Below are 13610 nucleotides of genomic sequence, written 5' to 3'. Positions count from 1 at the left end.
CCGCGTTACGTTCTTGACTGCTTGACCAGCCCTGCGATCACGTCTCGCACCGACATGCCTTCGGCGCGGGCGGAAAAGGTCAGCGCCATGCGGTGTTGCAGCACCGGCTCGGCCAGCGCGTGCACATCGTCGAGCGAAGGCGCAAGCCGGCCTTCATAGAGCGCGCGGGCGCGGGCGCAGAGCATCATCGCCTGGCCGGCGCGCGGGCCGGGACCCCAGGCGACATGCTTGTCGGTCGAGGCATTGCCCTGACCGGGGCGGGCGGAACGCACAAGCGAGAGGATGGCGTCGACGACGCCGTCACTGACCGGCATCTGGCGGATCAGCGTCTGGATCTCGATCAGTCGCTCGGCATCGATCACCGCATGCGGCGTCGCTTCGTTAAGGCCCGTGGTTTCGAGCAGGATCCGGCGTTCGTCGGCAAGTTCCGGATAGTCGACGTCGACTTGCAGCAGGAAACGGTCGAGCTGTGCTTCCGGCAGCGGATAGGTGCCTTCCTGCTCCAGCGGGTTCTGGGTTGCCAGAACGTGAAACGGCGCCGGCAAATCGTAGCGCTGGCCGGCGATGGTGACGTGATATTCCTGCATCGATTGCAGCAGCGCCGATTGCGTGCGCGGCGAGGCGCGGTTGATCTCGTCGGCCATCAGCAATTGCGCGAAGACCGGGCCTTTGACGAAGCGGAAGGAGCGGCGGCCGCTTTCATCCTGATCCATGACTTCGGAGCCGAGAATATCCGACGGCATCAGGTCCGGCGTGAACTGCACGCGGTTGGCGGCAAGGCCGAGAACGGCGCCGAGCGTGGTCACCAGCTTGGTTTTGGCAAGGCCCGGTACACCGACAAGCAAAGCGTGGCCACCGGCAAGCACGGCGAGAAGCGTGTTTTCAACGACGCTTTCCTGGCCGAAAATGACCTTGGAAACCTCATCGCGGATGGTGGCAATATCGCCCAGTGCCCGCTCGGCCGATGCAATCATGGCCTGGTCATCGAGGCTCGTTTCGGTCGATTTGATCATGCCCATTTGCATCTCCAACGGCTGAAAAACGGTACGCGCGATTCGCAGACCTTACACATTTGCCTCATACTCAATACAACTTACCGCCATGAAGATAGCTGACAAGCACGTTTCGAATGACTATCTCGTGAGAAACGGCTGTATTCAGGACTAAGTGCAAACCGGGACGGAACAATGGCAAGCGAAGAAATCAGGTCGACCAGCGATGCGGCAAGTCTGGCTGCGCTGATTTCGCGCGCGGCCGGCGATAGTGGCGGACGCAAGAAGGGCCTGCCGCCCGTAGACCAATGGAATCCGCCGTTTTGTGGCGATATCGACATGGAAATCCGCGCCGACGGCACCTGGTTCTACATGGGCACGCCGATCGGCCGCGCGCCGCTGGTGCGGCTGTTTTCCACGGTTCTGCGCAAGGATGCGGATGAGAAGACCTATCTCGTCACGCCTGTGGAAAAGGTCGGCATCCGGGTCGTCGATGCGCCCTTTGTCGCGGTCGAGATGAGCGTGACCGAACGAGATGGCAAACGGTTGCTGACGTTCCGCACCAATGTCGGCGATGTCGTCGAGGCGGGCAGGGAGCATCCTATACGCTTCGTCATTCGCGGCGATAATGACGAATTGAAGCCCTACCTGCATGTCCGCGGCCGGCTGGAAGCACTGGTGACGCGCGCGGTGATGTATGATCTCGTCGAACTGGGAGAGACGGTGGTGATTGCCGGGCGGGAGATCTTCTGCGTGCGCTCCGGCACCTCTGTCTTTCCCGTCATGCCGGTTGCCGAACTGGATGCCCTGACGCGATGAGCGAATTTCCCCTTTATTCCGCCGGTGAATTCCGGCGTCGCGCGCTCAATCAGAGCGGCGGCCCGGTCGAGCTTGCCTGGCGCGACCATGGCGACCATGTGCTCAATCCGGAAACGATCGCGCAGGTCGAGGGGCTAAACCTGCGCGATGCGGCGGTGCTGGTGCCCGTGGTGGATGACGGCGAGGACGCCAAGGTCATCTTCACGCTGCGCACCTCGACCTTGCGCAAGCACTCCGGCCAGATCGCCTTTCCGGGCGGCGCCATCGATCCGGAGGATGCCTCGCCGGAAATCGCGGCGATGCGCGAGGCGGCCGAGGAGATTGGCCTTGCGGATATCTTCATCGAGCCGGTGGCCCGCTTGCCCCATTATCTGGCAGCGACCGGCTTTCGCATCACGCCGATCCTCGCGGTGGTCAAGCCCGGCTTTGAGTTGAGGCTCAATCCAACCGAGGTGGAGGATGCTTTCGAGGTGCCGCTTTCCTTCCTGATGGACCCTGATCATCACGTCACCGACAGCATGGTGTGGCAGGGGATCGAACGTCAGTTTTATCGCATGCCCTATGGATCGCACATGATCTGGGGCATTACAGCCGGCATTGTCCGCACGCTTTATGAAAGGCTCTATTCATGACTTCCGTTGCCGGTGAGACCTGGTTCAAGGACGAGGCCCTGCAGCGCGTGCTGTCCCTGTTGAACGCCGATGGCGGCGAGGGGCGTGTCGTCGGCGGTGCGGTGCGCAACAGTCTGCTGGAGTTGCCCGTCGCCGATATCGATATCGCCACAACCTTGTTGCCGGAGGTGGTCATCGAAAGGGCGGTTGTCGCCGGCATCAAGGCGGTGCCGACGGGCATCGCGCATGGAACGGTAACGCTGGTCATCGATGGAAAACCGTTTGAGATCACCACCTTGCGCCGCGATGTTGAGACAGATGGCCGCCGTGCCCAGGTTGCCTTCAGCAATGACTGGCAGGCGGATGCCGAGCGGCGCGACCTGACGATCAACGCGCTCTATGCCTCGGATAGCGGCGAGGTCGTCGATATGGTCGGCGGGCTCGCCGATCTCGAGCGCCGCAATATCCGTTTCATCGGCGACGCGGCGACGCGGATCGCCGAAGACCATCTGCGCATCCTGCGTTTCTTCCGTTTCTTCGCCTATTACGGCAGCGGCCGGCCGGATGCCGACGGGTTGCGTGCCTGCGCGGCGGCGCGGTCGAAAATCGCATCGCTGTCGGCGGAGCGTGTCTGGTCGGAGATGAAGAAGCTGCTTGCGGCCAAGGATCCGGGCCGGGCATTGCTCTGGATGCGGCAGGTCGGGATCCTGACCGAAGTGCTGCCGGAGACCGAGAAATGGGGCATCGATGCCATTCCGGCGCTGGTCGCCACGGAACAAGCGCTTGGCTGGACGCCCGATCCCTTGCTGCGGCTTGCGTCCATCGTGCCGCCGGATGCCGCTAGGCTGGCTAAGCTTGCCGAGAGATTGCGACTGTCCAAGGCGGAAGCGGCCTCTTTGCAGAGCTGGGCGAATACGCCTGTTATCAAGGACGATATCTCCGAAGCGGCCTTCGATCGCTTGCTCTACCGCTATGATACGTCCGGCGTTGCGGCCCGGCTGAAGCTGGCGCTTGCCGTTGCGCGGGGCAAGGCGGAAGGTGATTTCGAGGAGATGGCGCGCACCGCCCGGCTGGGAAAGCTGCTGGAGCGGACGACACGCTGGAAGAAGCCGGTCTTTCCGGTCAGCGGCGCGGATGCGCTGGCTTCGGGCGTCAGCGCGGGCCCTCGGGTCGGCGAAATTCTCGGCAAGCTCGAACAGCAATGGCTCGACGGCAATTTCGCCATGGACCGGGCGGCTCTGCTCGCCCGGCTGAAGGAATTGATCGAGTCCTGATGTCCATGGGCTGGAATTAGGCGGCGTTCGCTTCGTCGCGAATGCGGGCCTTGATGTTGTCGACCATGCCTTCCCGGATGGTCGTCTCGCCATGGGCGTTACGCATGTGCTCGACGGCGCGACGAACTACTTCGGCATCGTCATTGGCGCGGGTGTGCCAGTCGCAGCCGGGCACGAGCGTACCACATTCGAACAGTCGCATATCTGCCTCCTGATATTTCAACGCGATGTCATTTGTTCATGCCGTAAGGCATGAAGGTCAGAACGCGAAAGGTGGAGAAAGGTTTCCTCCGTCCGGCAAGGCCTCCACCCCGCCGGACGATACTTTCCGGACATCAGTCCGGCATGGCCCATGCCTTGAAGCAATCCGAAGATTGATATTTCGGAGCCGGCGTTTGCCGCGTCGGACGATCCGCCGTCATGCTGGCGATCTCGCCCGGTGACTTACCGGCCAACTGCATTCTGACCTGCTCGATGAAACAGGAGAGGGGCAGATCCGATCCGCTTCTGACCCGCATATCCTCGGCCAGCCGAACTATGAACTCCGGCGTATCGACGCTGCGCGAAAGCTTCTGTTCATTCGCAATCTCTGCAACTTGATTCTGTACTGCCATTACAATCTCCTCCGATTGAAACGCGCATTACCTAACCTAGGTACTCCTCCGAACGATTTCAGGGTGCTCCTGATGTTTTAATGTTGGCGCTTACGGCCAACGCACCACGGGCGGCAGGGACGATAGGATCGACTCAACATTGCCGCCTGTCTTCAGCCCGAAGATTGTACCCCGATCGTAGAGCAAATTGAACTCCACGTAGCGCCCGCGACGGATCAATTGTTCGTCACGATCCTCTTCAGTCCATGCTTCGTTGAAGTTCGAACGGACGATCCGCGGATAGACCATGGAGAATGCGCGGCCGACGTCGCGGGTGAAGGCGAAATCGGCATCCCAGCCGCCGGCTTCTTCCGTGGAATGCAGCCAGTCGAAGAAAATGCCGCCGATGCCGCGCGATTCATTGCGGTGCTTCAGATAGAAATACTCGTCGCACCAAGCCTTGTAGCGCTGGTAGTCCGCCACCTTATGGCGATCGCAGACGATCTGCATCGCGCGGTGAAAGAGGACGCTATCGGTGTCTTCCTGCGTGCGCCGCCGGTTGAGCATCGGCGTCAGATCGCAGCCGCCGCCGAACCATTGGCTTGTCGTCACCACCATGCGGGTATTCATGTGTACGGTCGGCACATTCGGATTGACCGGATGGGCGATCAGCGACAGGCCGGAGGCCCAGAAGCGGGGATCTTCTTCGGCGCCGGGGATCTGGCTGCGAAAGTCGGGCGAGAATTCGCCGTAGACGGTGGACGTGTGGATGCCGACCTTCTCGAAGACGCGGCCTTCCATCATCGACATGCGCCCGCCGCCGCCTTCGCCGTTCTCCCGCTGCCAGTCCTTGGCAATGAAGCGCCCCGGCGTCTGATCGGAAAGGGGACCGGCAAGCTCGTCTTCCAGCTGTTCGAACTCGGCGCAGAGCGCATCGCGCAGGCTCTGAAACCAGCCTTGCGCCGCTTCCTTCTTTTCTTCGATGTCTTCGGGCAGTTCCTTGGGGAGGTTCGGTCGTTCCATATGTGCTCTCCGGATACGGGCGGCCAGAGGCCCGCGATTCGATTTGTCGCCTTGAATATCAGCAACATCGTGGCGGAACCAGCACGCTGGCCTCATAGGAGAATCGACTCGCAAATTGCCAAATGCGGTATTATGTTCCCTGTTAAAGGCGAGGTTTCATGATGAAGATACCCGGACCGCCGCCCCTTGATGGGTTGAAACAGAGAATATTCCGGCACCGGCAGGAAAATCCCGCTGGCAGAAAGAATGATTTCGTTCGCGAGACCTTTTGTCTCAGCCGCCCGGAAGCACGCGCCAAGGCGCGCGAATGGTTCGATACTTTCCCGAAAGCCGCCTATTGGACCGAAGTCGAAAGCTGGCGGCAGGTCGACGGCGACCGCATCGAGTTCACCATGCGGCGCCTGCCATCGGCGGATTGATGGGAATGTTGCCGGCAGACTGAAGCGCGACTATTGCGTGTTCCGCAGCCGGCTCTCGATCAATAGCCCGCTTTCATCCAGGATCGGATGTGCCACGGAGACGATGTGGGCGTTGATGCGCTTCAGGTCGCGCAGCATGTCAAGATGCAGCGAGCTGGTCTGAAGGCTGTCGACGCGGCCGTCGCGCAGGCGTTCGAGATGGCGCTCGGAGGATTGTTTCTCCAGCCGGCGGACATCGACCTTCACCTCCATGAGCTGGCGGGCGAGATTGAAATCGCGGGTGACGAAGATGGTCTGGGCGATGCGCAGATTGTCGATCGTCATGCTGAAGAGCTTTTGCAGCTCCTGATAACCGTCGTCCGAGAAGGTCAGGCCTTTACCGATCTTCTTCGCCACCTGCTCGGCCAGGCCCTTTTCGATGATGTCGCCGATATGCTCGAGGTTGATGGCGTAGTCGATGATGACGATCGAGCGGCGGCCATTTTCGTCGTCCAGCCCTTCACGCCCGAGCTTGGAGAGATAGATCTTCACTTCCTGCTGAATGCGGTCGACGCGCTTTTCCAGGATCGCGATTTCCTTCAGCGGCGACAGGTCGTTGTGGTTGAAGGCATTTTCCGTGCGGATCAGCATGCGCTCGATGAGATCGCCGACGCCTAAGACTTCGCGCGTCGCGCTGGCGAGCGCCACGACCGGCGTGCTGAGCGCATTATGATCGAGGAACTTCGGCCCGTCATCGGCCTGTGGATCGTCGCGCACCAACCGCAGCATCGTCTTCGACAGGAAGGATGAGAAAGGCCAGGCGCAGATGGCAAGGGCGATGTTGAAGAGAAGATGCACGTCGACCGGCAGCTTGGCGGGCGAAAAATGCAGGCCCTGCATCCACGCACCGATGTAGCTCGCAAAGGGCAGCACGATGAGACAGCCGATGGTGCGTACGATCAGGTTGCCAAGCGTCACCCGCCGGGCGGTGGCGGGGCCGGAGAGGGTGGCCATGACCGGCGGGATCGCGCCGCCGAGATTGGCGCCGAGGACGAGCACCACCGTCAGGGCCGGAGAGAGGATGCCGGCCGAGGCAAGCGACAGGATCAGCACGACCACGGCGAGGCTGGAGGAGGAGACGAAGGCAAGCACGGCGGAAAAGATCAGCGCCACCGGCAGTGCGCCGTCGAGCAGGCCGATGAAGGCGGCGAGCGCCGGAGACTGCCGCATCGGTTCCGTGGCGAGGCTCAGGAGTTGCAGCGACAGCAGCATCAGCCCGATGCCGATCAGGGCTGTGCCTGCGCCCTGCTGGGTGGTGGCCGAGCGGCGGTAGAGCACGATGCCGATGAGAATGATCAGCGGCGACAGCCATTCAATGCCGGTTGCGACGATCCAGGCCGTGACAGCGGTGCCGACATTGGCGCCGAGCAGCACGATCTGCGCCATGCTGGGCAGGACGAGATCGCGCTCGACGAAGGAGGCGATCATCAGCGCGGTCGCGGTCGAGCTTTGCAGCGCCACGGTTGCGACGAAGCCAGAGACGAAGGAGCGAAGGCCGCCGCGCGTGCCGCTGGCAAGGCCAGTTCTAAGCCGTGCACCGAAGGCACGCGACACACCATCCTTTACCTGTGCGAGGCCGAACAGCAGCAAAGCCACGGCTCCGAACAGATTGATCATCACGACGGTGGATTCCATGTCGTCTTTTTATATCTTTCTCATGCCGTGATGTTATTGCCGATAAAATGGAAACTTGACGTATGTCACTGAAAAGGCATGTATTTCAGTGATTTTTCTTCTGTATGGAATCGCGGCGATTTTACTCGCCGGCTAAGGATTATACGCTCGCAGCGCCCGCGCTCCAACACTATGCGCGACATATCGGAGTAATATTTGCGCAGTGCCCGATTTTAGTGCGGCTTCGGCGGCGGCGCCTCGTCGGAAGGGCTGGTTTCCTTTGCCGGACTCTTGGGCAAACTCTTGTTCGAGAATGCTTTTTTCACCGTCTCGATCGGCACCGGCCGCCGTATCGGTCGCACGGAAGGCGATGGGACGGCGGGTTCGGCTATCGAGGCTTCAGTTTTGGTTTCAACATGCAGTGGCGGCGCGGCGGCCAGGATCTCCTTAAGCACTGATGTCACCGGCAGATGGCTGTGCAAATCCGTATTGGTGTGATGCCCGGCATGCGGAATGCGACGGTCGGCGGTAATGAACGGCCGGGAATTCATTTCGCCGAACCAGTCCCACTCGCCGATGACGTCGATGACGTCGGAAAAGATCGGCGGCATGGCGATGCGCGTGCCGATGGTGACGATCTTCGTGCTCTCCGCCAGTTTCGCGACGCGGACCTCGTCCTGCCGACTAAGGCCGTGAAGTGCTGCGGAGAGCACCAGATTGCCCTTGGAGTGGCCGACGAGCAGGCGGAAGGAGAAGCGGGGGTCGGTCAGAAGCGCACGCACCGTGCGGGTGTCCAGGCTGGTGCGCGATGTCGCCTCGTCGCTGTTTGTTTCGGCGGCGCCGAATTTCGGCCGTCCGGCAAAGTCGTCCAGCATTTCAAGAGCAGGGCGCAGGCCTTTGAGATGACCGAAGAAGAAATGTCCGCCAAGCGTCTCGGTGATGACGTCGGCGAGGCCATAGCCGGAAACGACGACTGCGGCCGGTGCGCCGACCGCGTCGGCAACATTGCGGGCAAAGGCGGCCGCACCGAGAGCAGAGCCGCCAATGCCGGCAACCGCCAGCGCCTGCACGTCACACCCGCCGCGTCGCGCGAACTCTTCCAGCGTCTCGCAGAGAATGGTTGCGCCGCCGCCGCTTGGCGGAACGATCATGATCGTGCCTTCAGCGGCCAGGGAGTCGCTGATGTAGAAAGCTTCATCCGGGGTGATGACCTTGACGTCGTAGAACAGCGCATCAAGCGTCGTGTTGCGCTGGCGAAGCGCTTCCAGGGCGAGATTGCGCATCGGCGAGCGTTGCAGTCGTTCGGGCAGGCTGAGGGTGCGTGCGAATTGCGTAAGAGTGAGGGTGAATGCCGTCTGGAACATGGGTCACCTCGCCAAGGTTGCCGTAAGTTAGAGCATTCCAATGCAAAGCTTCTCACACTTTATTCGGCATGCCAACGGCTATTCACGACCACGTCGTCTGCCGCAAAGCCTCACCCGATATCATCGCCACGGACATAGCGAGATTGATGGAGCGCTGGCCTTCGATCATCGGGATGAGGATGCGACCGTCGGCCTTTTCATGCACATGATCAGGCACGCCGGCACTCTCGCGGCCGAAGAGCAGGATATCGTTTTCCCGGAAGGTAAAGGCCGTGTAGCGCTCGGCCGCTTTGGTGGATGCGAGCACCAGCCGCCGCCCGCTTGTCGCTCGCCACTCCTCGAAGCGCTCCCAATTGACATGCCGCGTCAGGGCGACGGCGGAGAGGTAATCCATGCCGGCGCGCTTCAGGTTGCGGTCCGAAATGTCGAAGCCGGTGGGCTCGATGATGTCGACGCCAAAGCCGAGGCAAGCGGCGAGCCGAAGGATCGTGCCGGTGTTGCCGGGAATGTCGGGCTGGTATAGGGCGATGCGCAGCGAAGTCATGGTTTGCAACTAGCGAAAACGCCCGGATTTGTCTTCGGGTATTCGTCGAATAGCTCTGTTTTTGTGATGACGTCCATCAGCAAAATTGAAGATTCCGGTGCGTCTTTAGGCATATTCCGCTTTTCAAAGCTAAAAATGCACGGTAAAAGGGAGCCGCTCTACAACTCGCGACACAGGGAGGCTTAGATGACTATATCGTTTGTGATGATGCGCCTCCTGGCCATTCGACCATGGCTGTGATTCAGGCGCTATAAAGCGCATTTTCGCGAGTTCCCCCTTTTTCGATTCGATACGCGGCTGGTAGGGCCTCGTTCTTTTATCACCCGGCCACCCTGTCAGCCTGTGATCCCTTGAGATGCAGCAGCCGTGGCCAAAGGGTCGAGTCTTTGGAGCATATTTCATGTTTGGCTGGTTCGAACAGCGACTAAATCCCTTTCCGAGCGAGGTGCCGGACGTTCCGCCGCGGGGGCTGTTTGCCTTCTGCTGGCACTATACCAAGCCGGCCGCCCCCTGGCTGCTCGCCATGGCTTTTCTTGCCATGCTGATCGCCGCCGGCGAAGTCGCGCTGTTCCAGTTCCTCGGCAATATCGTTGATTGGCTGTCGCATGCCGACCGGGCGACGTTCCTGCAGATGGAATGGAAAAAGCTCTTCTGGATGGGTGCCATGGTGGTGGTCGGCCTGCCGCTGGCGGCCGTCATTCATTCCGTCATCATGCATCAGGTCCTGCTCGGCAACTATCCGATGATCGCCCGTTGGCAGATGCATCGCTTCCTGCTGCGCCACAGCATGACCTTCTTCGCCAACGAGTTTGCGGGCCGCGTCGCCACCAAGGTGATGCAGACCTCGCTCGCGGTGCGCGAAGCGGTCATCAAGATCCTCGACGTCTTCGTCTATGTCGTCACCTATTTCCTGTCGATGATCCTGGTCATCGCAGTGGCGGACTGGCGGCTGATGTTGCCGATCCTGGCATGGCTGGCGGCCTACATCGCCATCGTCGGCTACTTCGTGCCGCGGCTGCGCAAGATCGCCGCCGCCCAGGCCGATGCGCGCTCGACGATGACGGGGCGGGTGGTCGACAGCTATACGAACATCGCAACCGTGAAGCTGTTTTCGCATGCGGGTCGTGAGGAGAGCTATGCCAAGGCCGGCATGGACGGTTTCCTGCAGACCGTTCATGGACAGATGCGCAAGGTGACGCTGTTCTACATCGCGGTTTACGTCAACAACTGCGTGGCGCTTTTCGTCGTCTCGGCGCTGTCGATCTGGTTCTGGCTCAACGGCTCGATCTCGATCGGCGCTATCGCTATCGCCATCGGCCTTGCCATGCGCGTCAACGGCATGTCGCAATGGATCATGTGGGAAGTCTCGGCGCTGTTCGAGAATATCGGCACGATCTATGACGGCATCGAGATGCTGACTAAGCCGCACGATATCGTCGATGTGCCGGCGGCTCCGGCGATCACGGCCAAGCAGGGGGCGATCCACTTCGATCACGTCCGCTTCCACTATGGCAAGGCCAAGGGTGTCATCGACAACCTGACCTTCGATATCCGTGCCGGCGAGAAGGTCGGCCTTGTCGGTCGCTCCGGCGCCGGCAAGACGACGCTGATGAACCTGCTGCTTCGGTTCTACGATCTCGAAAGCGGGCGCATCACCATCGACGGCCAGGATATCTCCAAGGTGACGCAGGACAGCCTGCGTTCGCTGATCGGCGTGGTGACGCAGGATACGTCGCTGCTGCACCGCTCGATCCGCGACAATATCGCCTATGGTCATCCGGAGGCGACAGACGCCGATATCATCCAGGCGACCAAGCGTGCCAATGCCTGGGAGTTCGTCGAGGGGCTGGTCGACATGCAAGGCCGCCAGGGCCTCGACGCACAGGTCGGCGAGCGTGGCGTCAAGCTCTCCGGCGGCCAGCGCCAACGCATCGCGATCGCCCGCGTCTTCCTGAAGGACGCGCCGATCCTGGTGCTGGACGAGGCAACCTCGGCGCTCGATTCCGAAGTGGAAGCGGCGATCCAGGAAAACCTCTTCGCGCTGATGCAGGGCAAGACGGTGATCGCGATTGCTCACCGCCTGTCGACCTTGACCGAGATGGATCGCCTGATCGTTCTCGACAAGGGCCACATCATCGAGACGGGCACGCATCAGGATCTGGTCCAGAGCGGCGGCATCTACGCCGATCTTTGGAACCGCCAGTCCGGCGGGTTCCTGGCGGACCACGAAGAGGCCGAGGCGGCGGCACAGTAGGGATCAAGGGAAGGGCGGGCTTTAGGGCTCGCCCTTTTTGTTTGGGTAGTACTACGGTCGGTTTGGCTGAGATCCATCTCACCCGATGTTCGTTTGACGGACCGCCGTCATCCCAAACATGACAAAAATATAATGTTCTCCACCCACGGCATTGCTTTGCGCGCTCGGCGAAACCTCCTATATCGCATGGGATGTTGATCCGTTCCGTCTACCGATTGTTCGAGACCTGGATTGATCCCTACTACCGCAGCGGCGATCTTCGTCCGCCGCGGTCGCTCTGGGCGTTCATCTGGTATTATGTCGGGCAGGCGAAAGGGCCGTTCCTGGCGATGGCGGCATTGGGCGGTGCCGTGGCGATGCTCGAGGCGGCGCTGTTCTGGTTTGTGGGGCATCTCGTCGATATTCTGGACAAGGTAAAGCCGGGCGAGGGCTGGACGGGACTGCTTGCTGGTCATGGCGGCACGCTGTTCGGCATGGTCTTCGTCGTGCTGGTCGTGCGGTTCCTTGTGGTGAGCCTCGGCGCGCTGGTCGAAGAGCAGGTGGTCGTTCCCGGCTTCCTCAATCTGGTGCGCTGGCAGGCCTACGCACATGTCGCGCGTCAATCGATCAGCTTCTTCCAGAACGATTTTTCCGGCCGAATCGTCACCAAGGTCTGGTCGGCGGGGCAATCGACGGGCGATCTCGTCGTGTCGCTGCTGCAGGTGGTCTGGTTCATCATCATTTATGCCGCCTCGACCATAGCGCTGGTCGGTGGGCTGGACTGGCGCCTGGCGCTGGTGATCACCATCTGGATCGGTGTCTTCTCACTGCTCGCCCGCTATTTCGTGCCGCGCATCCGCCGTCATGCCCGCAATTCCGCCGAAGCTGCGTCGGTGTTGAACGGCCGCATGGTGGATGCCTATGCCAATATCCAGACGCTGAAGCTCTTCGGTCGTGAAGAACAGAACGACGACTATATCCGCAACGGCTTCGACCGCTTCCAGGCAGCCGTCATGCCGTTCACGCGGCTTCTGACTGGCGTGCGCTCGTCGCTGGCGCTTCTGTCGGGTGTGATGATCACGACGATGGCGGCCCTTGCCATCCATCTCTGGCTTGCCGGCGAGATCTCGACCGGCGGCGTTGCCTTCACGCTCAGCATGGTGCTGCGGCTCAACATGCTCTTTGGCCGGATGATGTCGCAGTTCAATGCGATCATGCGCAATCTCGGCACGATCCAGAATTCGGCGGAAATGATCTCGGAGCCGATCGGTCTGGTCGATCGGCCGGGCGCCAGGGATCTGCAGGTCGTTCGCCCGGACATCCGCTTCGAGCATGTGGCCTTCCACTACGGTCGCGGCAGCGGCATCATCGAGGATTTCTCGCTGACCGTCCGCGCTGGCGAGAAGGTCGGCATCGTCGGCCGCTCCGGCGCAGGCAAGACGACGCTCGTCAGTCTGCTGTTGCGCTTCTACGATCTCGAAGGCGGCCGTATCCTGATCGACGGACAGGATATCGCTATGGTCCGACAGGAGTCGCTGCGGGCCGAGATCGGTATGGTCACGCAGGATACGGCGCTTCTCAACCGCTCCGTCCGCGACAATATCCTCTTCGGCCGTCCGCTAGCGAGCGAGGAGCAGATGGCACAGGCGACGCGGCGGGCGGAGGCGGATAGGTTCATCGCGACGCTGGAGGACCAGAAGGGCCGAAAGGGCTATGCCGCGCATGTCGGCGAGCGTGGCGTCAAACTCTCCGGCGGCCAGCGCCAGCGCATCGCCATTGCCCGCGTCATGCTGAAGGATGCGCCGATCCTGGTGCTGGACGAGGCGACCTCGGCACTGGATTCCGAAGCCGAGGCGGCGTTACAGTCCAATCTCGAAACGCTGATGGAAGGCAAGACGGTGCTGGCCATTGCGCATCGCCTCTCGACCATCGCCAAGCTCGACCGGCTGATCGTCATCGACGAGGGCAAGATTATCGAGGACGGCACGCATGACGAGCTGATTGCCCGCGGCGGCCTCTATTCCGAGCTCTGGGCACGCCAATCCGGCGGCTTTATCGCAGAGGACGCCGAGTAGCGCGGTCATC

Annotated in this window: 13 protein-coding genes; 6 read left to right on the top strand and 7 right to left on the bottom strand. The window is 61.2% G+C overall.

The genetic code is table 11. The features are described from left to right. Positions 1-5 precede the first annotated feature (5 nt). On the bottom strand, positions 6-1019 hold the full coding sequence (locus AC1RO0_RS04615) for an AAA family ATPase (RefSeq protein WP_007692510.1): 1014 nt from the start codon (positions 1017-1019) through the stop codon (positions 6-8). 168 nt (positions 1020-1187) lie between these two features. Here AC1RO0_RS04615 and AC1RO0_RS04610 point away from each other — a divergent pair, with 168 nt between their 5' ends. From AC1RO0_RS04610 to AC1RO0_RS04600, 3 genes are read left to right on the top strand one after another with little or no spacing between them, the layout of a single operon-like run. After that, positions 1188-1811 carry a DUF1285 domain-containing protein gene (locus tag AC1RO0_RS04610; RefSeq protein WP_498591737.1) on the top strand — a complete coding sequence of 208 codons (624 nt, stop codon included), beginning with the start codon at positions 1188-1190 and terminating at the stop codon, positions 1809-1811. Further along, positions 1808-2443 carry a CoA pyrophosphatase gene (locus tag AC1RO0_RS04605; protein WP_498591736.1) on the top strand — a complete coding sequence of 212 codons (636 nt, stop codon included), beginning with the start codon at positions 1808-1810 and terminating at the stop codon, positions 2441-2443. The genes AC1RO0_RS04610 and AC1RO0_RS04605 overlap by 4 nt, the downstream gene beginning before the upstream one ends. Next, positions 2440-3696, top strand: a complete 1257-nt coding sequence (locus tag AC1RO0_RS04600) for a CCA tRNA nucleotidyltransferase (RefSeq protein ID WP_498591735.1) — start codon at positions 2440-2442, stop codon at positions 3694-3696. Before AC1RO0_RS04605 ends, AC1RO0_RS04600 begins: the two co-directional genes overlap by 4 nt. Positions 3697-3712: 16 nt before the next feature. Here the strand turns inward: AC1RO0_RS04600 and AC1RO0_RS04595 are convergent, their stop codons facing one another. The 3 genes from AC1RO0_RS04595 to hemF all read right to left on the bottom strand — a co-directional run bounded on the left by AC1RO0_RS04595 (position 3713) and on the right by hemF (position 5312). After that, a complete protein-coding gene (locus tag AC1RO0_RS04595; RefSeq protein WP_007692516.1) occupies positions 3713-3898 on the bottom strand; it encodes a DUF1059 domain-containing protein in 186 nt (61 codons plus the stop codon). A gap of 133 nt (positions 3899-4031) precedes the next feature. After that, complete coding sequence (locus AC1RO0_RS04590; RefSeq protein ID WP_498591734.1) at positions 4032-4310, bottom strand: hypothetical protein; 279 nt, start codon at positions 4308-4310, stop codon at positions 4032-4034. A gap of 90 nt (positions 4311-4400) precedes the next feature. Then, positions 4401-5312 (bottom strand): oxygen-dependent coproporphyrinogen oxidase, encoded by a 912-nt coding sequence (gene hemF / locus AC1RO0_RS04585; RefSeq protein WP_498591733.1) that lies wholly within the window; start codon positions 5310-5312, stop codon positions 4401-4403. A 158-nt stretch (positions 5313-5470) separates the two neighbouring features. On the opposite strand from hemF, the gene AC1RO0_RS04580 reads away from it, so the two are divergent. Continuing rightward, entirely contained in the window at positions 5471-5731 is a 261-nt protein-coding gene (locus AC1RO0_RS04580; protein ID WP_153365079.1) for a hypothetical protein, read from the top strand. Between the two features lie 30 nt (positions 5732-5761). Here the strand turns inward: AC1RO0_RS04580 and AC1RO0_RS04575 are convergent, their stop codons facing one another. The 3 genes from AC1RO0_RS04575 to AC1RO0_RS04565 form a co-directional block, all read right to left on the bottom strand. Beyond that, positions 5762-7405 (bottom strand): Na/Pi cotransporter family protein, encoded by a 1644-nt coding sequence (locus AC1RO0_RS04575; protein WP_498591732.1) that lies wholly within the window; start codon positions 7403-7405, stop codon positions 5762-5764. Positions 7406-7617: 212 nt separating this feature from the next. Then, complete coding sequence (locus AC1RO0_RS04570) at positions 7618-8748, bottom strand: hypothetical protein (protein ID WP_498591731.1); 1131 nt, start codon at positions 8746-8748, stop codon at positions 7618-7620. Between the two features lie 82 nt (positions 8749-8830). Next, entirely contained in the window at positions 8831-9292 is a 462-nt protein-coding gene (locus AC1RO0_RS04565) for a tRNA (cytidine(34)-2'-O)-methyltransferase (RefSeq protein WP_498591730.1), read from the bottom strand. 400 nt (positions 9293-9692) lie between these two features. Here AC1RO0_RS04565 and AC1RO0_RS04560 point away from each other — a divergent pair, with 400 nt between their 5' ends. Together AC1RO0_RS04560 and AC1RO0_RS04555 are read left to right on the top strand one after the other, a co-directional pair. Beyond that, complete coding sequence (locus AC1RO0_RS04560) at positions 9693-11546, top strand: ABC transporter ATP-binding protein (RefSeq protein WP_498591729.1); 1854 nt, start codon at positions 9693-9695, stop codon at positions 11544-11546. A gap of 191 nt (positions 11547-11737) precedes the next feature. Next, the gene (locus AC1RO0_RS04555) at positions 11738-13600 is read left to right on the top strand and encodes an ABC transporter ATP-binding protein (protein ID WP_498591728.1); all 1863 of its coding nucleotides are present in this window, start codon (positions 11738-11740) and stop codon (positions 13598-13600) included. Positions 13601-13610 lie beyond the last annotated feature (10 nt).

This window comes from Rhizobium sp. GW821-FHT14E12 (assembly GCF_058803745.1).
Note: the sequence above shows the minus strand (reverse complement) of the source record. Positions and strands in the feature narration are given on the sequence as shown.

What these genes read in the sequence shown, in the direction of transcription:
- AC1RO0_RS04615 (WP_007692510.1), bottom strand. Translation starts at nt 1,019, where the DNA reads ATGGGCATGATCAAATCGACCGAAACGAGCCTCGATGACCAGGCCATG.
- AC1RO0_RS04610 (WP_498591737.1), top strand. Translation starts at nt 1,188, where the DNA reads ATGGCAAGCGAAGAAATCAGGTCGACCAGCGATGCGGCAAGTCTGGCT.
- AC1RO0_RS04605 (WP_498591736.1), top strand. Translation starts at nt 1,808, where the DNA reads ATGAGCGAATTTCCCCTTTATTCCGCCGGTGAATTCCGGCGTCGCGCG.
- AC1RO0_RS04600 (WP_498591735.1), top strand. Translation starts at nt 2,440, where the DNA reads ATGACTTCCGTTGCCGGTGAGACCTGGTTCAAGGACGAGGCCCTGCAG.
- AC1RO0_RS04595 (WP_007692516.1), bottom strand. Translation starts at nt 3,898, where the DNA reads ATGCGACTGTTCGAATGTGGTACGCTCGTGCCCGGCTGCGACTGGCAC.
- AC1RO0_RS04590 (WP_498591734.1), bottom strand. Translation starts at nt 4,310, where the DNA reads ATGGCAGTACAGAATCAAGTTGCAGAGATTGCGAATGAACAGAAGCTT.
- hemF (WP_498591733.1), bottom strand. Translation starts at nt 5,312, where the DNA reads ATGGAACGACCGAACCTCCCCAAGGAACTGCCCGAAGACATCGAAGAA.
- AC1RO0_RS04580 (WP_153365079.1), top strand. Translation starts at nt 5,471, where the DNA reads ATGATGAAGATACCCGGACCGCCGCCCCTTGATGGGTTGAAACAGAGA.
- AC1RO0_RS04575 (WP_498591732.1), bottom strand. Translation starts at nt 7,405, where the DNA reads ATGGAATCCACCGTCGTGATGATCAATCTGTTCGGAGCCGTGGCTTTG.
- AC1RO0_RS04570 (WP_498591731.1), bottom strand. Translation starts at nt 8,748, where the DNA reads ATGTTCCAGACGGCATTCACCCTCACTCTTACGCAATTCGCACGCACC.
- AC1RO0_RS04565 (WP_498591730.1), bottom strand. Translation starts at nt 9,292, where the DNA reads ATGACTTCGCTGCGCATCGCCCTATACCAGCCCGACATTCCCGGCAAC.
- AC1RO0_RS04560 (WP_498591729.1), top strand. Translation starts at nt 9,693, where the DNA reads ATGTTTGGCTGGTTCGAACAGCGACTAAATCCCTTTCCGAGCGAGGTG.
- AC1RO0_RS04555 (WP_498591728.1), top strand. Translation starts at nt 11,738, where the DNA reads ATGTTGATCCGTTCCGTCTACCGATTGTTCGAGACCTGGATTGATCCC.